The sequence below is a fragment of the Nitratidesulfovibrio sp. D1 genome (genome assembly GCF_051133415.1).
Classification (GTDB): domain Bacteria; phylum Desulfobacterota; class Desulfovibrionia; order Desulfovibrionales; family Desulfovibrionaceae; genus Cupidesulfovibrio.
Genome location: NZ_JBPGNZ010000001.1, coordinates 105,443 through 126,807 on the forward strand (window position 1 = coordinate 105,443; position 21,365 = coordinate 126,807).

Annotated in this window: 11 protein-coding genes and 2 tRNA genes; 6 read left to right on the top strand and 7 right to left on the bottom strand. The window is 70.2% G+C overall.

Annotated elements, in window-relative coordinates; translation table 11 throughout:
• Window positions 1–204 precede the first annotated feature (204 nt).
• Genes bamA through lysS form a run of 4 tightly spaced genes read right to left on the bottom strand, consistent with a single transcriptional unit; the run spans window position 205 to window position 6,400 of the window.
• The gene (bamA, locus tag ACR4XJ_RS00445) at window positions 205–2,895 is read right to left on the bottom strand and encodes an outer membrane protein assembly factor BamA (protein ID WP_434753355.1); all 2,691 of its coding nucleotides are present in this window, start codon (window positions 2,893–2,895) and stop codon (window positions 205–207) included.
• Window positions 2,879–3,634: an ABC transporter ATP-binding protein gene (locus tag ACR4XJ_RS00450; RefSeq protein ID WP_434753356.1), complete on the bottom strand. Its 756-nt coding sequence runs from the start codon at window positions 3,632–3,634 to the stop codon at window positions 2,879–2,881. The genes bamA and ACR4XJ_RS00450 overlap by 17 nt, the downstream gene beginning before the upstream one ends.
• Window positions 3,631–4,884, bottom strand: a complete 1,254-nt coding sequence (locus tag ACR4XJ_RS00455) for a lipoprotein-releasing ABC transporter permease subunit (protein WP_434753357.1) — start codon at window positions 4,882–4,884, stop codon at window positions 3,631–3,633. The genes ACR4XJ_RS00450 and ACR4XJ_RS00455 overlap by 4 nt, the downstream gene beginning before the upstream one ends.
• 10 nt (window positions 4,885–4,894) lie before the next feature.
• Window positions 4,895–6,400 carry a lysine--tRNA ligase gene (gene lysS / locus ACR4XJ_RS00460; protein ID WP_434753838.1) on the bottom strand — a complete coding sequence of 502 codons (1,506 nt, stop codon included), beginning with the start codon at window positions 6,398–6,400 and terminating at the stop codon, window positions 4,895–4,897.
• Window positions 6,401–6,674: 274 nt separating this feature from the next.
• Between lysS and ACR4XJ_RS00465 the strand changes: the two genes are divergently transcribed.
• Together ACR4XJ_RS00465 and ACR4XJ_RS00470 are read left to right on the top strand one after the other, a co-directional pair.
• Window positions 6,675–6,750, top strand: a tRNA-Asn gene (locus ACR4XJ_RS00465).
• A gap of 193 nt (window positions 6,751–6,943) precedes the next feature.
• On the top strand, window positions 6,944–9,841 hold the full coding sequence (locus tag ACR4XJ_RS00470; RefSeq protein ID WP_434753358.1) for a cation-translocating P-type ATPase: 2,898 nt from the start codon (window positions 6,944–6,946) through the stop codon (window positions 9,839–9,841).
• A 79-nt stretch (window positions 9,842–9,920) separates the two neighbouring features.
• Here ACR4XJ_RS00470 and ACR4XJ_RS00475 read toward each other — a convergent pair whose 3' ends face one another.
• Complete coding sequence (locus ACR4XJ_RS00475) at window positions 9,921–10,652, bottom strand: methyltransferase family protein (protein WP_434753359.1); 732 nt, start codon at window positions 10,650–10,652, stop codon at window positions 9,921–9,923.
• 263 nt (window positions 10,653–10,915) lie between these two features.
• On the opposite strand from ACR4XJ_RS00475, the gene nhaA reads away from it, so the two are divergent.
• The 3 genes from nhaA (at window position 10,916) to ACR4XJ_RS00490 (ending at window position 13,053) form a co-directional block, all read left to right on the top strand.
• Window positions 10,916–12,340 carry a Na+/H+ antiporter NhaA gene (nhaA, locus tag ACR4XJ_RS00480; protein WP_434753360.1) on the top strand — a complete coding sequence of 475 codons (1,425 nt, stop codon included), beginning with the start codon at window positions 10,916–10,918 and terminating at the stop codon, window positions 12,338–12,340.
• A gap of 91 nt (window positions 12,341–12,431) precedes the next feature.
• Window positions 12,432–12,507 (top strand) — tRNA-Asn (locus tag ACR4XJ_RS00485).
• Window positions 12,508–12,699: 192 nt separating this feature from the next.
• Window positions 12,700–13,053, top strand: coding sequence for a calcium-binding protein (locus tag ACR4XJ_RS00490; protein ID WP_434753361.1), 354 nt, complete (start codon window positions 12,700–12,702; stop codon window positions 13,051–13,053).
• Between the two features lie 146 nt (window positions 13,054–13,199).
• On the opposite strand, the gene ACR4XJ_RS00495 is transcribed toward ACR4XJ_RS00490, so the two are convergent.
• Window positions 13,200–16,409 carry an ATP-binding protein gene (locus tag ACR4XJ_RS00495; RefSeq protein WP_434753362.1) on the bottom strand — a complete coding sequence of 1,070 codons (3,210 nt, stop codon included), beginning with the start codon at window positions 16,407–16,409 and terminating at the stop codon, window positions 13,200–13,202.
• A gap of 283 nt (window positions 16,410–16,692) precedes the next feature.
• Between ACR4XJ_RS00495 and ACR4XJ_RS00500 the strand changes: the two genes are divergently transcribed.
• A complete protein-coding gene (locus tag ACR4XJ_RS00500; protein WP_434753363.1) occupies window positions 16,693–18,744 on the top strand; it encodes a YgiQ family radical SAM protein in 2,052 nt (683 codons plus the stop codon).
• Between the two features lie 18 nt (window positions 18,745–18,762).
• Here the strand turns inward: ACR4XJ_RS00500 and ACR4XJ_RS00505 are convergent, their stop codons facing one another.
• Window positions 18,763–21,321 carry a hypothetical protein gene (locus ACR4XJ_RS00505; protein WP_434753364.1) on the bottom strand — a complete coding sequence of 853 codons (2,559 nt, stop codon included), beginning with the start codon at window positions 21,319–21,321 and terminating at the stop codon, window positions 18,763–18,765.
• Between the last annotated feature and the right edge of the window lie 44 nt (window positions 21,322–21,365).

Consider the following 21,365-nt stretch of genomic DNA (forward strand, 5'->3'; position numbering starts at 1 on the left):
CACGGCGCGATGCGGCCGTCAGCGCCCCGGACGGGGCTGTGGCGGCGGCAAACCCTACCGCAACCCGCGCCACGTTGGCAACCCGTGCCCGCTCCGGCGGACCCGGCGGGACCGGTGATTCCTGTGGCCCCGGCAACGCAAGAGGGGCGCGGCCAGCGCCGCGCCCCCATGCTGTTCGTGTCGTTTGCCGTCCGGTGTCCGGGCCTAGAAGAACTGGCCCATGGAGAACTCGAAGCGGCCGTTGGTCTTGTCGCCTTCGCGGTTTTCGTCCAGCGGGTAGCCGTAGGCGAAGCGCAGGTCGCCCATGGGCGAACGCCACCGGAATTCCAGGCCCACCGACTTCTTGATCTCGTCGTCCCAGTTGAATTCCTCGCGCGAGTCCGCGTTGAAGCCCACGTCGAAGAACGGCACCAGGGCAAGGCCCAACTCGGGCTGGAACACCCAGATGTATTCCAGGTTGGCGAAGGCCATGCGGTCGCCGCCGATGCGGTCGCCGGAATCCTTGTCGCGCGGCGAGATGTCCTTGGAACTGTAGCCGCGGAGGGAGTCGATGCCGCCGATGTAGAACCGTTCGAACACCGGCACTTCCTCGCCGTCCTTGGTTTCCAGCACCACGCCGCCGCGCACGCGGCCGTGCAGCACGTGGTTGGGCACGATCTGGTAGTACTGTTCGGTCTGCGCCGTGGGCTTGAAGAAGTTGTCGTCGCCCATCAGGACGCCGCCGCCGTATTCGGTGAAGATCTTGGTGATGTTGCCACGGGTCGGGTTTTCGCGGCTGTCCGTGGTGTCGCGGGTGATGCGGCCGTGCACGACGCTGGACACGTTGTCGCCTTCGCGCTCCTGGATGATGTCGGCCGCGTCGTCCTCGACGTCGTACAGCTTGTAGAAGTCGAGCCGGTAGCCCCAGCCCACGGTGGTGTATTCGCCGATGGGATAGGCGAAGCGGATGGTGTTGCCGATGGTGTTCTTGCTGAAGTCCGTGTACTCGTCGCGGATGTTGTACGCGTCGTAGCCCACCGACAGGTTGGTGTCGTCGTAGCGCGGGTTGGTGAAGGACCACTGGTACGCGGTGCGGCGGCCCGAGAACAGGGCCATGAACGAGGTCTGGTACCCCTTGCCGAACAGGTTGCGCTCCATGATGGTGCCGGACACGCCGAACTCGTAGTAGGTGGAGTAGCCGATGCCGCCGATGAGCGCGCCGGTGTTCTTCTCCTTCACCTTGACCTTCAGGTCCACTTCCTCTTCGCGCTCGGTGGGCACCAGTTCGGTGGACACGGCTTCGAAGTATTGCAGCTTGTTCAGGCGTTCGGCGCTGCGGCGCAGCTTCTTGCCCTCGAACATGTCGCCGTCGGTGATGCGCAATTCGCGCAGGATGACGTTGTCGCGGGTCTTGTCGTTGCCTTCCACCAGCGCGCGGCGGATGTACACCTTCTGCCGCTTGTTGATGGCGTAGGCCACGTCCACCACGGGTTCGTCCTCGTGCTTCCTGGTGCGGGCGTTCACTTCCGCGAAGGCGTAGCCGTAGTCGGCGTAGAAGTCGGTAAGGGCCTTGTTGTCGTCCTGCATCACGTTGAAGCGGAAGAACCCGTCCTCCTTCTTCACGTCGTCCAGCTTGACGATTTCGGCCAGGCGGGCGTCGGGCTCGATGAGGTCACCCGCGAAGGTCACCTCGCCCAGCTTGTAGCGCGGGCCTTCCTTGATGGCGAAGGTGACGACGATGCCGTCCTCCTCGTAGTCCACCCTGGGCGCGGCCACCATGGCGTCGAGGTAGCCGTGGTTCATGCAGTAGGCGGTGAGGGCGGCGGAATCGCGCTCCAGGTGTTCGTCCTTGAGCACGCCGGACCCGGTGATCCACGAGAACATGCCGCGCTCGGAAAGCGCCAGCTGCTTCTTCAGATCGTCCACGTCCATCTTCTCGACGCCTTCGAAGGCCACCTTCTTGATGTACAGCTTCTTGCCCTCTTCCACATTCAGCACCAGGCTCGCGCCCGCCCCGCCCGCACGCGAATCGATGCGGTGCGAGACCTTGGCCAGGTAGTAGCCTTCCTTGCGGTAGAGTTCGGTGACCTTCTGCAGGTCCTGGGCAAGCAGCTTTTCGTTCAGGACCGAACCGGTCTTGGTGCTCATGGCGGCCAGGATGTCGTCCACGTCCACCTTGTCCGAGCCCTCGACGGTGATGTTTTCGATGCGCGGCTTTTCCTGCACCGTGTAGACAAGGACAAGGCCCTCGCCGTCCTGCTCCACGTTGGCCTGCACGTCGCTGAAATAGCCGAGGTCCCAGATGCGCTTCACTTCGCGGTTGATGGCGGCCGGGTCCACCGGGTCGCCCTTGCGGGTGGTCAGGCGCATCAGCACCACGTCGGGGTCCAGCACCTTGGTGCCGCGCACCTTGACGTCGGCCAGGGTATTGCGGCGCAAGAGGTCGGAGGCGATGCGCTCGGCCAGTTCGTCCACGGCGGGCAGCACGTTGATCAGCCCTTCCTTCTGGATGAAGAAGGGCCGCGCGGCGCGGATGCCCATGGCGTCCACCACGCGCACGTCGATGCTGAAGCCCTCGCCCACCTGGTTGAAGCTGCCGTACACGCCGACGCCCGCGCCCGCCAGCACGGACAGGTCGCGCGCGATGGACACGTCCAGGGTGGTCACGCGCTGGTCGCGCACCAGGGCCTGGGTGTCCTGCCGGGCGATGACGGTAAGCCCGCGCGCCACCAGGCGCTGCGAGATGAGTTCCGGCAGGTCTTCATTGAGATATTCGAGGTCCGGACCGGCATTCACCTGAAAGGGCAGGACGATGACGGTGGTGTCCCTCGGCGTCTGGGCCGGAGAGGTTGCCGCGTGTGCGAGCACAAGCAGGGCCACCGCAAGGATGCGCCCCCATCTAGCGAGTCTGGTCATACAGCTCTCCGGCTCTGAGTTCTAGGCATCTGCCCATGATGTCGGCCAATTCGCGGTTGTGGGTCACGATGACGAGGGTCATGCCCAGGTCCCGGTTCAGGTCAAGCAGCAGGCGCGCCACCACCTCGCCGGTGCGCGCGTCGAGATTGCCCGTGGGCTCGTCGGCCAGCAGCACCTTGGGGCGCATCAGGATGGCCCGCGCGATGGCCGCGCGCTGGCGCTCGCCGCCCGACAGCGTGGTCACCCGGTGCCCGGTCCTGTCGGCCAGGCCGACCAGGGCCAGGGTGTCGCGCGCGCGGGCAAGGGCCTCTGCACGCGGCATGCCCGCAATGATGGCCTGCATGGCCACGTTTTCCAATGTATCGAATTCCGGAAGCAGGTGGTGAAACTGGAAGACGAAGCCGATCTCGCGGTTGCGCAGCCCCGCCTTCTCGTCCGGCGACATGGCCCCCATATCCCGCCCCTCGAACAGTACCTGTCCCTGTGAGGGAGTATCAAGGGTACCCAGCAGATGCAAGAGGGTGGACTTGCCCGAGCCGGAAGCTCCGACAATGGCCACCGACTCGCCCCGGTGGATGGCAAGGTCCACGCCGCGCAGGATGGTCAGCCGCTCGGCCGGGCCGTCGTACTCCTTGTCCACGCCCTCCAGGCGGTACAGGGGAGCGTCCGGTGACGAGGGCGTGTCCGGTGACAGGGGGGCCTGGGCGGGGGCGGTGGTGTGCGGGGATGCGGTGCTCATTCGTAGCGCAGCGCTTCGGCGGGTTCCAGGCTGGCGGCCTGGCGTGCCGGGTAGATGGTGGCGACGAAGCACAGCAGCATGGAGCTTGCGCCGATGGCCAGCATGTCGGGCCATTGCAGCAGCACCGGCAGGTGGTCCAGCGAATAGACGCCGTGCGGCAGCTTGATGAACTGGTAGCGCTTGAGCAACTCCGCCACCCCCAGCCCCAGCGCGTAGCCGAGGCCGGTGCCGATGGCCCCGATGATGGTGCCCTGAAGCATGAAGATGCGCCGGATCATGCCCTTGGTGGCCCCCATGGACATGAGTATGGCGATGTCGCGCGTCTTTTCCATGACCAGCATGACCAGCGTGGTGATGATGGAGAACGAGCCCACCAGCACGATGAGCACCAGGATCACGGCCATGGCCGTCTTCTCCAGCTTCAGCGCGGCGAAGAGATTGGCGTTCATCTCCATCCAGTGGCGAGTGTACAGCGGGTAGCCGCCCACGGCGCGGGTGACCCGTTCGGCCACCTCGTCCGCCTTGTACACGTTGGTGACGGCCAGTTCCACGCCGGAAACGGCGCCCTCGGGCAGGCCCAGCACGTCGCGCGCGGCATCCAGCGAGACGAACCCCAGCGAAGAGTCGTACTCGAACATGCCGGTGGAGAACACCCCCACCACGATGAAGGGGCGGATGCGCGGGGCGAACCCGGCGGAGGTCTTCTGGCCCGCCGGGGACAACAGGTTCACCCGGCTGCCCACCACCACGCCCAGACGCTGGGCCAGTTCGTCGCCGATGATCACGCCGGGGGGGCTCTGGGGCGCGCCTTCAGGCGTGGCGCGCGGGGCAAGGTCGGCCACGCCGCCCTTGGTCATGTTGGAAAGGATGCCGAGCACCGAAGGCGCGGTCTGCGGGTCTATGCCGCGCAGCACCAGCCCCTTCACCCCGTGCGGGGTGGACAGCATGACTTCGGAGTAGATGAACGGCGTCGCGCCGCGCACCCCGTCCACCTGCCGTATCTTGTCGATGAGATGCGGCGCGTCGGACAGGCCGGTGCGGTCGGCGGACATGACGATGCCGTGGGCGTTGGCGCCCAGGATCTTGTCGCGCAGGTCGGTGGTGAAGCCGTTCATGACGCCCAGCACCACGATCAGCGACGCCACCCCCAGCGCCACCCCCAGGATGGAGGTGACGGAGATGACGGAAATGAAGGTCTGCCTGCGCCGTGCGAACAGGTAGCGCAAGGCCACGAACAGTTCGAAGCTCATGCGGCGGGGCCTAGCTTTCCGGCTTCAGCAGCGGGAACAGGATGACCTCGCGGATGGAGGGCGAGTCGGTCAGCAGCATGACCAGGCGGTCGATGCCCACCCCCTGCCCGGCGGCCGGCGGCATGCCGTACTCCAGGGCGCGCAGGTAGTCCTCGTCCATGAAGTGCGCCTCGGCGTCGCCCGCCTCCTTCTCGGCCACCTGGTCCATGAAGCGCATGCGCTGGTCCACGGGGTCGTTCAGTTCGGAGAAGGCGTTGGCCAGTTCGCGCCCGGTGATGAACAGCTCGAAGCGGTCCGTCACCTCGGGCCGCTCGTTGTTGCGGCGCGACAGCGGCGAGATGTCGGTGGGATAGTGATAGATGAAGGTGGGCTGGATCAGCTTGCCTTCCACGTCCAGGTCGAACAGCTTGGCCTGCAATTTGGCCATCTTCTCGCCGTCCACCACCTTTTCGCCCCGGTCACGGATGTATTTGCGCACCGCTTCGTAGTCGTTGTAGAATTCCGGATTGTGCCCGCCGATCTTCTCCAGCGATTCATGGAACGACAACCGCTGCCAGCGGCCGGGGGTCAGGTCCACTTCCTGGCCCTGGTAGGTGACGACGCACGACCCGCAGGCCTTCTCCGCCACGTGGGCGAACAGGTGTTCGGTGAGGTCCATGAGGTCCTCGAAGGTGGCGTACGCCCAGTAGAATTCGCACATGGTGAATTCCGGGTTGTGCCGGGTCGAGATGCCTTCGTTGCGGAAGTTGCGGTTGATCTCGAACACCTTCTCGAACCCGCCCACCAGCAGGCGCTTCAGGTACAGTTCCGGCGCGATGCGCATGTACAGCTGCATGTCCAGCGCGTTGTGGTGGGTGATGAACGGCATGGCCGTGGCGCCGCCGGGAATGGGCTGCATCATGGGGGTTTCCACCTCCATGAAGCCCTTTTCCTCCAGGAAGCGGCGGAATTCGCGCACGATCAGGGTGCGCTTGCGGAAAATCTCGCGCGTGCGCGGCGTGACGATGAGGTCCACGTAGCGCTGGCGGTAGCGGGTCTCCACGTCCTTCAGGCCGTGGTACTTTTCGGGCAGGGGCCGGATGGACTTGGTGAGCAGGGTGCACTGGTCGCACGACAGGGTCAGTTCGCCCGTCTTGGTGCGGAACAGCGTGCCGGAAACGCCCACGATGTCGCCGATGTCCAGCTTCTTGAAGTTGCGGTAGGGGTCTTCGCCCAGCACTTCGCGTGCGGTGTAGCACTGGAGACGGCCGCTCTTGTCCATCAGATGGAAGAAGGTCACCTTGCCGAACGAGCGCAGCGAGACGATGCGCCCCGCGCAGGTGAAGCGCGCATCGACGTTTTCCAGTTCCTCGGCGGTCAGCCCTTCGTACTCGGCCGAGATGGCCGCCACGTCGTGCCGTTTCACGAAACCGTTGGGGTACAGGGCAATGCCGTCGTCCAGCAGTTCACAGGATTTGACCACCCGGTTCTTGACGACTTCGTTCAGTTCGTCGCGGGCTTCCAGACTTTCGAGCATGGGCATGAAGTATTCCGCCCGCCCGGACTTGGTGGCAAGCTTGATCTTCTTGCGCTTCGACTGTTCCTGACTGCTCAAGGACGTTCTCCGTGGACCTGTTGATTCTGCCCGTTGCCGGACTGCTACGGGTATGCCAATTGAGTGCGGCAGTCAAGAAACGCCCAAGCCGCCCGTTCGTCAACAGTTTTTTCGCGCTGCGCGATTTTTTGCTTGACCGTCCGGCCCGTTGCGGGTACTTCACCCTCCGCGCCGGCAAACGCCCGGCGCGCCACGTTCCCCGGTGGCTCAATTGGCAGAGCGGGTGACTGTTAATCACTAGGTTGGCGGTTCAAGTCCGTCCCGGGGAGCCAGAACGCAAGGGCGCATGACCACGGTCATGCGCCCTTTTCGCGTGGCCGCCCCCGCGCGGTTTCGCCACGTTCCGGCCACCCGCTGGACATCCTTCCTTCCTTTTTCTATTCCATATACAGGAGAGGATTCCCCCGCGCGCGGCCCGGTCCGCCCGCCCGCGCGCGCCACCCCCACAGCCCCGGAGGGAAGGCAATGCACCAGCCCACATGGCACGCCATGACCACGGACGACGTCGCGCGCACCCTCGACACGGACCCGGCGCACGGCCTTTCCGCCGCCCAGGCCGCGGAACGCCTGACCCGCCACGGCCCCAACGAACTGACCCACGAGGAACGGCCCTCGCCCCTGCGCATGTTCCTGGGCCAGTTCGCCAATGTGCTGATCGCCATCCTGTTGGCGGCGGTGGCCCTTTCCGCCGCCGTGGGCGAGGTGGTGGACGCGGCCATCATCCTGGTCATCGTGCTGTTCTGCGCGGTGCTGGGCTTCGTGCAGGAATACCGGGCCGAGCAGGCCCTGGACGCGCTGAAGAAGATGCTTTCCCCCACCACCAGCGTGCTGCGCGACGGCGCGGAAGCGCGCATTCCCTCGGCGCAGGTGGTGCCCGGCGACGTGGTGCTGCTGGAGGCGGGCGACCGCGTGCCCGCCGACGCGCGGATCATCGAGGCCCATTCCCTGCGCTGCGACGAGGCGCCCCTGACCGGCGAATCGGTGCCCGTGGGCAAGGGCACGGACCCCGTGCCCGAAGGCGCGGGCACGGCCGACCGGCGCAACATGACCTTCACCGGCACCACCGTCACCTACGGGCGCGGGCGCGCGGTGGTCACGGCCACGGGCATGGAGACGGCCTTCGGGCAGATCGCCCGCGAGGTGGCCACCGTGGAGACGGTGAAGACCCCGCTGGAAAAGCGCACCGAAGAAATCGGCAAGTGGCTGGGCATCATCGCCCTGACCATCTGCGTGCTGGTGGCCGGGTTCAGCATCGCGCGCGAGGCCGTGCACGGCACCGTGGACTTCCCCTTCATCGTGTCCATGATCATGTTCGCCGTGTCGCTGGCCGTGGCCGCCGTGCCGGAGGCCCTGGCCGCCATCGTCACCGGGGCGCTGGCCATCGGCATGCGCCAGATGGCCAAGCGCGGGGCGCTGGTGCGGCGCATGCCCGCCGTGGAGACGTTGGGCTGCACCACGGTGATCTGCACCGACAAGACCGGCACCCTGACGCGCGGCGAAATGACCGTGCGCGCCCTGTTCACCGTCCCGCCCCCGGCCGGGCCGGTCGCGCCGGTCGGATCGGACGCGGCGGGGGCGGCGGGGGCCGAAACCGAGGTCACCGGCTCGGGCTACGAGCCCAAGGGCCGCCTGCGCGCCGCCGGACAAGGCGCGGACGCCGCGGCCTCCGGCCCGCCCCCGCGCGAGGTGCAGGCCCTGCTGCTGGCGGGCATCCTGTGCAACGACGCCGAACTGCTGCCCCCCGGCGATTCCGGCCAGTGGGCCATCCGGGGCGACCCCACCGAGGCCGCGCTGGTGGTGGCCGCGCTGAAGCTGCGTTCCCCCGGTTCCGAGGACGCCGCGCCGGACTGCCCGGCGTGGCTGGCCGCCGTGCCGGAACTGCCCGACGCGGGCTGCGCCCTGCACGTGCGCGGCCCCAACCCGCGCGTGGAGGAATTTCCGTTCAGTTCCGAGCGCAAGCGCATGACCACGGTGCACGACCTCTCGCCCCACGCCGCTGCCGTGGCGGGCGCGCCGTACACCGCGTTCATGAAGGGCGCGCCCGAGGTGGTGCTGGCCCGCTGCGACCGGGTGCTCTCCGGCGGCGAGGTGCGCCCCCTGACCGAGGCGGACCGCGCCGCCGTGCTGGCGGCGGCCGAGGGCATGGCGGGCCGGGCCCTGCGCGTGCTGGCCCTGTCCATGCTGCCCCTGGAGGGTGACGCGAATTCGGCCCCGCTCACGGAGGAGGACGCCGAAAGCGGCCACGTGCTGCTGGGCCTTGCGGGCATGATGGACCCGCCCCGCGACGAGGCCAAGGACGCCGTGGCCACCTGCCGCAGGGTGGGCATCCGCCCGGTGATGATCACCGGCGACCACCGCCTGACGGCCGAGGCCGTGGCCCACGAGATCGGCATCCACCGGGAGGGCGACGTGGTGCTGACCGGCGACGGGCTGGCGGCGCTGGACGACGACACCTTCGCGGGCATGGTGGACAAGGTCAGCGTGTACGCCCGCGTCTCGCCCATGGACAAGCTGCGCATCGTCAAGGCGTGGAAGGCGCGCGGCGACGTGGTGGCCATGACCGGCGACGGGGTGAACGACGCCCCGGCCCTGAAGCAGGCCGACATCGGGGTGGCCATGGGCATCGCGGGCACCGAGGTGGCGCGCGAGGCCGCCGACATGGTGCTGACCGACGACAACTTCGCGTCCATCGTCAAGGCCATCGAGCTTGGCCGCTGGATCTACGACAACATCAAGAAGTACCTTACCTTCCTGCTGCGCTGCAACATCACCGAGGTGGCCGTCATCGGCGGCATGGTGCTGCTGCTGGGGCCGGACTACCTGCCCCTGCTGCCCGCCGCCATCCTGTACATCAACCTGGCCACCGACGGCCTGCCCGCGCTGGCCCTGGGCGTGGCCCCGCCGGACCCGGACATCATGGAACGCCCCCCGCGCGACCCGCGTGAAAGCGTGTTCACCCGCGACGTGACCACATTCGTGCTGCTGGCCGTGTGCATCGAGATACCGCTGTTCTTCGGCCTGTTCCTGTACGACCTGTCGGACATCGGCACGGCGCGCACCGAGATGTTCTTCCTGTTCATCGTCATTGAAATGATCATCGCGCTGAACTTCCGGTCCATGCGCTTCAGCATCATGCAGGCCCCGCCGCACGGCTGGTTGCTGCTGGCCATCGTGTGGGAAGTGGTGCTCATCGTGCTGCTGATGCAGTTCGCGCCGGTGCGCGACGCCTTCGGCATCCACATGCCCGACGGGCGCATGCTGGGCATCATCACCGGGTTCGCCGTGCTGGTGTTCGCGTCCATGGAGCTTGCCAAGGTATTCATCCGCAAGCGCATGGGCACGGGGAACGGGCTGCCGGGTTAACAAACCGGGCAGGCCGGGCAGGCCAAGCCAAACCAAGTCAAGACAGGACATCGACCGGCCGCCCCGGCAACGGGGCGGCCTAGTCGCGCATGCGGAACGGGGTGGGCCACAGCCGGTTCACCCGCATGGCGTAGCGGTCCCATTCCTCGCCGAAGCGGGCGGCCAGGAACGATTCCTCCACCACCACGGTCTCGCGGAACAGCGCCCACGCCACCACCGGCCCGGCCAGCATGGGCCACGAGGCGAAGCACAGGGCGATGCCCGGCAGGATGCCCAGAATCCACCCGGCGTAGATGGGGTTGCGGCTGACCGCGTACAGGCCGCCGGTAACCAGGCGGCCGTCCATGCGCCCCGGCTTCAGCGTGCCCCAGGCGTGGCGCACGGTCAGGACGCCCAGCAGCAGGGCGCACACACCGATAAGCGCCCAGCCCCAATGGGGCAGCATCTCCATGCCGAACGCGCCCGGCAGGGTCAGGGTAAGCCCCGCCCCGCCCAACTGCACCAGCAGGGCGGGCACCACGATGCGCGGCCCCGCGCCCCACAGCGAAAGATCTTCCGGCCCCACCCCGCCCGCGCGCTCGTCCTCGTGCGAGGGGACCACGCGGGGGATGGCCGCGCCTTCGCCCGGCGTGGCCCGGTCTGTCATATCTGCCAGATCTGGGGGACCGGCGGAACCTGCCGGTTCCCCCCCGTCCGGCAGGGCGGCGGCGTCGCGCGGCCAGCCAAAGGCGCCGGGCTGCCGGTCGTTGGCCTCGTCGGCCCGGAGAAGCGCGGAATACTCGTTCGCCAGTCCAAGATGATCCTTCTTCATGGCGGAACCTCCATGCGGAAGAGTTTCCCACGCCTGCATCATAGCCGAACCGGGAGGCATCAGGGAAGCCCCCGGCGGCGCCGCCGCGCCGCCCCGGCCGCCATGGAGGCATCGCGCCCCGTCCGTCACGCCGCGGGAATGCGCGCCGGGTGCAGCTTCGTGGACTGCGATATTCATGGAAACAGACAGCCGGTCTTCTTGACTGCCCGCAGTGGATGCATATTTTCGAGAGTTGCATCTCGAAATCATGATCAGGAGTCCACATGACGCACGACACCGGTCGCGACCTGCGATCCTCCTACGCACGACCCGCGACCCCTGCCGACCGCCTGCTCGATCCCTTCCTGTCCTTCATGCGCGTGGAGGCCGCCAGCGGCATCCTGCTGCTTGCCTGCACCGTGCTTGCGCTGTGCGCGGCCAATTCATCCCTGGCCCCCGCCTGGCAGACCTTCTGGCAGCACCCCTTCGCCGTGGGTCCGGAAGGCTTCGAACTGCGCAAGCCGCTGATCCTCTGGGTGAACGACGGCCTGATGGCCATCTTCTTCTTTCTGGTGGGCCTTGAGATAAAACGCGAAATGCTGGCCGGAGAACTGGCCACGCCCGCGCAGGCGCTGCCGCCCGTGCTGGCCGCCGCCGGGGGCATGGCGGCCCCGGCGCTGATCTACCTGGCCTTCAACCTGGGCCACCCTTCGGGCATCGCGGAAGGCTGGGCCGTGCCCATGGCCACCGACATCGCCTTCGCCCTCGGCGTGCTTTCGCTGGCCGGGGACCGGGTGCCCCTTTCGGTCAAGGTATTCCTGACCGCCCTGGCCATCGCCGACGACATCGGCGCGGTACTGGCCATCGCCCTGTTCTACACGGCGGACATCTCGCTGGCGGCGCTGGGCATCGGCTTCGCCGGGCTGGCCGTGGCCGCGCTGGGCAACGCCCTGGGCGTGGTGCGCACCCTGTTCTACGTGCTGGCGGGCGCGGTCACCTGGGTGGCCTTCCTGAAGTCGGGCGTGCACGCCACGGTGGCGGGCGTGCTGCTGGCCTTCTGCATTCCCGCCCGCGCCAGGGCCACTCCCGGCGACCTCGTGCGCGCCGGGCGGCGTCTGCTGGTCACCGTGGAAAACGGGGCGGCGGACGGACACCTGCTGGCCGACGGCCACCGCCACGCCGCGGTGGAGGCCATGGAAACGGCCGCCCGCCACGCCGCCGCGCCGCTGCGCAGGCTGGAGCACGCCCTGGCCCCGTGGGTGGCCTGGGGCATCATGCCGGTGTTCGCCCTGGCCAACGCCGGGGTGGCCGTCAGCGCGGACCTGCTGGGCGGCCTCGGCAACCCGGTGACCTTGGGCGTGGCCGCCGGGCTTTTCCTCGGCAAGCAGCTGGGGGTGCTGGCCGCCGTGTGGCTGCCGGTGAAGCTGGGCCTGGCCCGGCTGCCCAGGGACATGACCTGGCGGCACGTGTACGGCATCGCCCTGCTGGCGGGCATCGGCTTCACCATGGCCCTGTTCGTGGCCCAACTGGCCTATGCCGACCCGCGCACCCTGGACTACGCCAAGGTGGGCATTCTTTCCGCATCGCTGGTGGCCGGGGTGTGCGGCTGGCTGGTGCTGCGCACCGCGCCTGCGGCCCCGGCCGTCCGATCCGACACCTCCGCCCCGCCCGGCACCGCCATGCGGCCGGAGCGCGGCCCCGCCGCGTGACGGAAGGGCTCCGCGCGGAAACCTGCCCCACGCGCTTGACAAAGAAGCCGCTTCACCATACACACCTTCTTCGCCGCAACGACGGCCACGTTCCCCGGTGGCTCAATCGGCAGAGCGGGTGACTGTTAATCACTAGGTTGGCGGTTCAAGTCCGTCCCGGGGAGCCAGAACGCACAGGGCGCATGATTTCGGTCATGCGCCCTTTTCGCGTCCGCCACCTTCCTCGCGCATCCCCGCGCATCCCCACGCATCCGCTGTTGACCAACACCGCCACGGGCCTATACATGGCGGTACGGAGCACGCACACGCCGCATGGCACGCGCGCCCGCGACCGCAACCCGAAGCCCGCAGGAGGCATCATGAAACGCATCATCCCGGCCGCCGTGCTGCTGCTGTGCGCCGCCACGGCCCAGGCCGACGAGAAGTTCTCCGCCATGGACAAGGACGGCAACGCCAGCGTGACCTGGGAGGAATTCTCCGCCGCGTTCCCGCAGATGAAGAAGCCCGCCTTCGACGCCATCGACACCGACGGCAGCGGCGCCCTCACCCACGAGGAATGGGACGCCTTCCGCGCCCACCACGGCCAGGGCGGCATGGGCATGGGCGGCGGCATGGGCCCCAAGGACATGCAGGGCGCGGAAATGCCCAAGGACATGCCCAAGGGCATGGGCGGCATGGGTTCCACCCCGCTGATCCAGCCCCCCTCCAAGTAGCCGCTCCCACGCCCACGGCGCGGCGGCACGCCCCCGAAAACGCGACACGGGCCGGTGGATCACCGGCCCGTTCATTTTCACGCGCGTGGAAAACCGCGCGGACGCGTAGCCCACAGGGCATGCCCTCGCCGGGGGCGACGGCCGGACTACCGCCTTTCTCCCCCGCCCGGTCCTTCACCCGATCCTGCGCCCGGCCCCACGCCGGGCGGCTGGGCGCCGCGCTGCATCTTGCGCAGTTCGTGCTCCAGTTGGTTCAGGGCGTCCATCAGCAGCATGAACACCGGGCGCGTCTCTTCCGCGCCCGCGGCGCGGGTGCGCAATTCCAGCCGCTCGGCCATCTGGCGCACCCGTTCCGCGCCGATGGCCTCGGCCTCCAGGCGCAGCAGGTGAGACAGGGCGATGAGTTCCACGCGGCTGCCCCGGTCCATGGCCGACCACAGGCTTTCGCGCAGCGTCCCCGACTGACGCAGGAAGCGCAGCGATGCCTCGTCGCCGCCCACCAGCAGCGCGGCGGCGTTGAACACCGGGAACTCGTCCACCGGCGCGGGCGACGAGCGGCGCAACGTGTCCTCTCCCGCACCGCCCACCATGCCTTCCACGGCGGCCAGCAACGTTTTCAGGCGCACCGGCTTCAAGGCCACGGACACCCCGCCCGCCGCGTCCAGCTCGGCCTGGTCCACCCCGGCCGGGTCGCCGGTCATGAGCAGCACCGGCACATCGGAAGGGGTAGCCGCATCGGCCAGGCGGCGCAGTTCGCGCAGTACCTGAGCGCCGTCCATGTCGCGCGGGTGCGCGTCGGTGAGCACCAGGTCGAAGCGCTGGGTGCGCGCCGTTTCCAGCGCCTCGCGCCCGGTGACGGCCGTGACCGGGTGATGCCCGCCGCGCGTCAGCACGCGGCTGACGGCGTGGCGGTTCACGTCGTCCGATTCCACCAGCAGCACCCGCAACGGTTCGGCGGGCACCAGCCGGGGCGGCGCGAACCGGGGAGCGCCCGGCGCCGCGCCGCGCCAGCCATCCGCAGGACGGTCCTCGGCTACGTGACACGGGCCTGCGGGCTCCGCATCCGGCCGGCCGCCGCCCGTCACCGCCGGGACGTGCGCCCCGGCCTCGCAGATGCCGAAGGGCAGCAGCACGCGGAAGGTGCTGCCCTGCCCCGGCGTGCTGTCCAGCACGATGCGCCCGCCCATCATGTCCGTGAACTTGCGGCAGATGGCCAGCCCCAGGCCGGAACCGCCGTAGCGCCGCGCCGTGGAGGCGTCGGCCTGGCGGAAATTCTCGAAAATCAGTTCGTGCTTGTCCTCCGAAATGCCGATGCCCGTGTCGCGCACCGAAAAGCACAGCCACTGCGTGTCGCCGCCGGAACCGGCGGCGGCGGCGCCATCCGGCGGCTCGGACCGGCAGACCATGACGTGCACCCCGCCCTCGTCGGTGAACTTGATGGCGTTGCTGATGAAGTTCACCAGCACCTGGCGCAGCCGCCCAGGGTCGCCGCGCAGGCGGCGGGGCACATCGCGGTCGATGTGCAGGGTCAGGACCAGCCCCTTGCGCTCGGCCGTGTGGCCCATGACGCGCATCACCCCGCGCACCAGCCGGGCCGGGGCGAAATCGATGCACTCCAGGCGCAGCTTGCCCGCCTCCACCCGCGAAAGGTCCAGCAGGTCGTTGACGATGCCCAGCAGCGCTTCCGCCGAAACCAGCGAGGCGCGCAGGTTTTCCGCCACGTCGCCGGGCAGGCGTTCCTGCAGCGAAAGTTCGGTCAGGCCGATGATGGCGTTGAGCGGCGTGCGGATTTCGTGGCTCATGTTGGCCAGGAATTCGCTCTTGGCCCGGCTGGCCTCCTCCAGCCCGCGCGCCGATTCGGACAGGGCCAGTTCCGTCCTGCGCCGCTCCAGCGCGGCGCCGATGATCTCGCCCGCCGTCTGCAGGAACTTGAAGTCCACCGATTCCCACACCCTGGGCCTGCGGGTGTCGTCGAAGCCGATGAACCCGTACCACCGCCCCTGCGCCACGATGGGCAGCACCAGCAGCGAAAGCACGCCCTGCGCTTCCAGCACCATCCGTTCCGACTCGGGGAAGGTGGCCACCGGCCCCCGGATGACCCGGCCCGCGCCCAGCTCCTGTTGCCAGCGGGGCACCACGGTGTCGTAGGGCACCCCTTGCAGCAGGGGATTGTCCAGTTGAAGCGCGACGCCCGGCGCGCACCGCTCGTAGCGCTGCGAACAGCACAGGCCGCCCTGCGCGTCCTCGTGGTTCTCGAAGATGTACGCCCGGCAGGCCCCGGCCGCCTCGCGCAGGCTTTCCAGCACGCCGTGCAGGGTTTCGTCGGTGCAGGGGCGCGACAGCAGGTCGCGCGCGCAGGTGGACAGCACCCGGTCGTACAGCAGGCGCATCTGCATCTCGTTGCGGGCGCGCACCCGTTCCGAGATGTCGCGCGCCACCGCCACGATAAGGTCCCCGCGCGGGGAATGCCACGCGCTGGTGCTGAGTTCCACCGGCACCAGGGTGCCGTCGCCCCGGCAGTAGCGCGTCTCCTGGTCCAGCAGCGGCGTGCCGCCGAGCACGGTGCGCGAGATTTCCAGGCACCGGTCGCGGGTCAGGGTAGGATTGATGTCGCAGGGGCCCATGGCCAGCAGCTGTTCGCGCGAAAGCCCCAGCAGGGCGCAGGCCCCCCGGTTGACGTCCACGTGCAGCCCGGTCACCGGATCGATGAGGAAAATGGCCTCGGCCGTGGCGTCCAGGGCGGCGCGGAAGCGGCGCATGGCCTCTTCCGTCTCCTTCATGTCAGTGATGTCCACGGCCAGCTCGTAGCGGGCCAGACGGCCGCCGCCCAGCGGCACCAGCCGGTCGATGCAGCGGAACCAGCGGTTCAGGGCCGGGTTGCGGAACTCCCAGACGTGGGCCTTTTCCGGCTCGGCGCGCAGGCGGGCGTTGTTGCAGAAGGGGCAGGGGGCGTCGCGGCCCTGTAGCGCCTCGTGGCAGGGGCGGCCCTCGCAGTCGCCCACCAGGCGGCGCAGGGCGGCGTTGACGTGGAGAATCTCGTGCGTGTCGATGTCCGACACGTAGGCGCAGACCAGGCCGTCCACGGCCGGGGCGGCCATTTCCACGCAGGGGTCGGCCACGTCGTGCCGGGGAAAGGGGCTGCCCGCCCAAAGGCCGGATGCACCCGACGGGCCAGACGAGCCCGACAGACCGGACGGGCCAGACAGGCCAGACGAGCCCGGCAGGCCGGATGGACCAGACAGGCCGGACGGACCGGACGGCGCCGGGTCGCCGGGGCGCAGCCCCAAGGCCTCGCGCAGGCGGCGGTTTTCCTCCTCCAACCGGCGCAGGATATCCTGCCCTTCGTCACCGGGCATGCGGGCGGCGCTGCGCGCGCCGTCGGCGGCACGTGGCGCCGCATGGCCGCGACCGGTGGAGGGAGCATGGTCCGAAGCAGTATCCGGGGTACGGGGACAGGGCTGCGCGGCCCCGTCGGCATCATCCTTCCGCATGGTGTCCTCACGGGGTCCCCCGGCATCGGGGGGCACCGGCATAGTGCGCGAAACCGAGGGCGAAGGCAACCGCCACGGGACCACGGGGCGCGCCCGGAATCCGGCTCTTCTCCTTGCCTGCCCCCCTGCCCGCCACTATAGTCCGCGCATGCGACATTCCAGCCATCACGGCCGCCGCGCCCGGCCAGGCGACACGCCCCGCCATGCCCCGCGTCACGCGCCGCACGGGCCCGCCTATCTCCCGGAGCGCGGGCGCACGCCCCTGCCCCAGCCCGCCTTTCTGCCCACCACCCCACGCGAGATGCGCGACCTCGGCTGGGACCGGCTGGACGTGCTGCTCGTCTCCGGCGACGCCTACGTGGACCACCCCACCTTCGCCGTGGCCCTGCTGGGCCGCTGGCTGGTGGCGCACGGCTTTCGCACCGGCATCGTGGCCCAGCCCCGCTGGGACGTGCCGGACGATGTGGCCCGCATGGGCAGGCCCCGCCTGTTCACCGGCATTTCGGCGGGCGCGCTGGATTCCATGCTGGTCCACTACACCGCCTTCCGCAAAAAGCGCCACGACGACGCCTTCACCCCCGGCGGCCGCGCAGGGGCGCGCCCCAACCGGGCGGCCATCGTCTACGCCAACCTGGCGCGCCAGGCCTTTCCCGGCCTGCCCGTGGTGCTGGGCGGCATAGAGGCGTCGCTACGGCGCATCAGCCACTACGATTTCTGGACCGATGCGCTGCGGCGGCCCATCCTCATGGACGCCAAGGCCGACCTGCTGGTGTGGGGCATGGGCGAACGCGCCCTGCTGGACGCGGCCTGCGCGCTGGACGCGGCCGTGGAGGCCGTGGGGGCCGAGGCGTACGACGCCGCCCTGCTGCCCCCGCTTGCGGACATTTTCGACGCCATCCCCGGCACGGCGCGCATGGGCCGCGCTGCCGAGTGGGATGCGGACCCGGCGGCGGATGGCGGCCCGGAGGATGACGGGGATGACGGGGACGACGCCCCGCTCATGCGCCTGCCCTCGCACGCCGCCATCACGGCGGACCCGCGCCTGCTGATGCGCGCCACCCTGCTGCTGGAGCGCCACGTGCACCGGGGCGACGCCCGGGCCATCCAGCCCGTGGACGACACTGCCGGTTCGCGGGCCGTGCTGCTGGCCCCGCCCGCGCCGCCGCTGTCGCCGCAAGAGATGGACGCGCTGTACGCGCTGCCCTTCGCCCGGCGGGCGCACCCGTCCCACCGCGAGCCGGTGCCCGCCGAGGAAATGATCCGCACCAGCATCACCACCCACCGGGGGTGCGGGGGCGGCTGCTCGTTCTGTTCGCTGGCCCTGCACCAGGGGCGGCGCATCGCCTCGCGCAGCCGTGGTTCGGTGCTGGACGAAGCGCGCCGCCTGAACGACATGGAGCGCTTCAACGGCTCGGTCAGCGACGTGGGCGGCCCCAGCGCCAACATGTGGAACGCCCGCTGCACCCTGGACCCGGCCCGCTGCCGCCGCGCAAGCTGCATGCACCCGCGCGTGTGCCCCGGCTTCGCCGTGGACCAGACCGAGGCCGTGGAACTGCTGCGCGCGGTGCGCGCCACCCCCGGCGTGCGCCACGTGCGCGTGGCCAGCGGGGTGCGCTTCGACCTGGCCCTGCGCGACGATACGGCCCTGCGCGCCTACACCATGGAATTCACCGGCGGCCAGTTGAAGGTGGCCCCGGAACACGTCTGCGACGGCGTGCTGGACCTGATGCGCAAGCCGGGCCTGGCCGTGTTCGAGCGGTTCCTGACCGCCTTCGCGGACCATTCGGCGGCGGCGGGCAAGGAACAGTACGTGGTGCCCTACCTGCTCAGCGCGTTTCCCGGCTGCACCGACGACGACATGCGCGCCCTGGCCCGCTGGCTGGCCGCGCGCGGCTGGTCGCCCCGGCAGGTGCAGTGCTTCATCCCCACCCCCGGCACCGTGGCCACGGCCATGTTCTTCGCGGGCATCGACCCCGAGGGCAATCCCGTGCCCGTGGCCCGCACCGATGCCGCGCGGCTGCGCCAGCACCGCATCCTGATCCCCGACTTCGGCCTGCCGCCGGGCGCGGGGGGCAGGCCGGGCGGAGGGCAGGAGCAGCGGGAACGGCAGGAACGGCGGGAGCAGCGGGAAGGGCGGGAGCGGAGAAATGACGGCGGCCGCAGGCGCGGGAGCAAGTCCGGCGGCGGCAGGGGCCGCTGACGCCGACAGTTCGCGTCATCAACTTACATCGTCATCGGAAGGGAACGGCGGGCCGTCTTCAGGAGCAGGCCGTACGGGAGAGCCCGCGCCACCGGGCCGGGTTCCGTCACGGGCGCGGGGGCCATCGCCCCCATCGCCCCCATCACCCGAGCGGCGGCGGCGCAGGGCCTGCAACGCGGCCTCGCGCACCGCATCGCCGCCATGGCGCAACAATGCGGCCAGCGCCGTGGCGGGCGGGGCATCGCGGCCTTCCTCCTCCCTGGCCACGGGCAAGGCCAGCACCCGGCAGGCGTGTTCCTCCGGCAGGGCGCGGCACAGGGCGTTTTCCGCCACCAGCAGCGCTTCCAGCGAGCCGGACCGGACAGTGTGGGCCGGGCGCGATTGGCGGCGGCCACCCAGCCCCGCCAGTTCCGCCAGTTCCGCCTGTTCCGCCTGTCCCGCCTGTCCCGCCTGCCCCGCCGTCCAGCCGCCGTGTTCCCCCACCTCCGGCGAAAGGCCCGCCACCACCGGGCCAGCCCACGCCGTGGGCAGCGCGCCCAGCACCGCCGCGGCCCGCCGCGCGTCGCGCACGGCCAGGTGGCGCAGCACCGCCACCGTGACGGCCAGTCCTTCCGCCGTCAGCAGCCGGGCCAGCGCCACGGCGGGCACTCCCAGCAGCGGGGCGAACGGTTCGGCGTCGTGCGTCGCCTGCCCGTCGGCGGGGCCACCCTCCGCGAAATCTCCGTTTCCGGCGTCCGCCCCGTCTGGGCCACCTGGGCCACCTGGGCCGCCTGGGCCGCCCGGCACCGGAGATACCGGGGAAGCGTCCGGGGCGCGATACGCCTCCGCGTCCAGGCAGGCCCGCACCGCGCGCATGTCGTCCGGCCCCAGCGCCCGCATGAGCAGGCGGCGCACCTGGGCCTCGCCTTCCAGCACCAAATCCTCCGCACCGGCCAGCCCCGCGCCGTCTTCGCGCAGCACGGCCTCCACCTGTTCCGCGTACAGCGACCCCAGCCCCCGCCCCAGCCCGCGCATGACCCGCACGAAACGGGCCGCCGCCTCGGGCCGCATGGCCGCCAGGGTCTGCGCGGCGTGCACCTCGCCCAGGGCCAGGGTGCGCACCACGAAGCGCTGCTCCGGCGACAACACCTCCCGGAACAACCGCCGCCGGGCCATGCGCCGCCGCACCTCGGCGCCCAGTTCCCGCCCCAGCAGGGCCAGCACCCCGTCGCGCCGCTGCGGGGCCAGCCGGGCCACCACCACCGCCGCCGTCTGGGGGTGCCCCTCCGCCAGGCGCGCGGCCAGGTCGGCATCGGACAGCACCTGCAACCTGTCGTGGGCCGATTCCGCGGATTCGGTCTGCTCCGGGGCCAGCAGCACGGTGTCGTCGGCCAGCAGATCGGCCAGGGGCAGGAGCATGGCCAGGGGCAGCACCAGCATCAGGCGGCCGTTCCACGCTCCGGAGGACGTGGAGGGCGCGCCGGGCTGGCCGAATTGGCCGGAAGGCGGGAGCGCCAGTTCCTGGGGAATGGACGGCTGGGCCGGGGCGGGCACGGCAGCGGGCGACGGCCAGTGCAGGGCCACCTCGAAGGGGGTGGCCACCAGCGGTTCGCCCAGGGCCGTCCAGTCGGGGCGCAGGGCCTCGCGGGCGTGGGCGGGCTGGCCGCCCGGTTCGCCGGGGGGCGCGTCGCAGCCGGAGGTCTCGATTTCGAAATAGGGCAGGAAGGCCCATTCCAGGTCCAATTGCAACTGGCGGCCAAGGTGCGCGCACAGCCCGGCCTCGGCGTGGCCGGGCAGCCAGCCGTTGCGGCCGCCGGACCCCAGCGGGGGCGGCATGGAGTCTCCGCCGGACCACGACCCCGGCCATGACCCAGCCATGCCGCGCGGGTCCACGCCCAGCCCCAGCCAGGTGACGGCCTCGCGCAGGGAATGGTCGAACAGCAGCGCGGCCGTACCCTCCAGCGGCACCACGCCGAAGCGGTGCATGGCGGGCCGCGCCAGCAGTCCGGCGCAACCGGCCATGTCGCACAGCCGCGTCTCGTCGGGGGTGATCACGCAGCCCACCCCGCACAGGGTGCCGATGCGCCGGGCGGCGGCGTCGGCGAAGCGGCGCAGGATGCGCTTGAGCAACGGCAGGCGGCGCAGGGTGGGCTGAGCGCCGGGGCGGCGGGACATTCCGACTGGGCCGGCGGGGCCGACTGGGCCGATGGAACCGCCAAGGTCCGCAAGACCATCCATGCACCGGAAGGAATGTCCGGGCGGCGCCACGGCCCCCAGGGAACGGGGCGCGCGGCCGCGCCCGCCCCGGCTTGGCACCACCACCAGTTCCGGCGGGTGGCCCCCGGAGGTTCCGGCGGCGGAGTCTGCCGGATCAGTGGGACCGGCGGGACTGGCGGGACCGGCGAGACCGGGCGGACCATCCGGCGACACGAAGCTCCCGGACAGGCCAGCCAAGCCAGCCAGGCCAGACTGACCAGACAGGCCAGACGGGCCGGACTGACCAGACGGGCCGGACGGCGCATCGCCGCCGGTTCCTGCGCCACGGCGGGTGCGGCGGAAGGGAAGCACCTTGCGGTGGGGTGGCCTGCGCTCCTTCATGGAACCTCCGGCGGATTTTCCGCCCATAGCGACCACCTACGCCA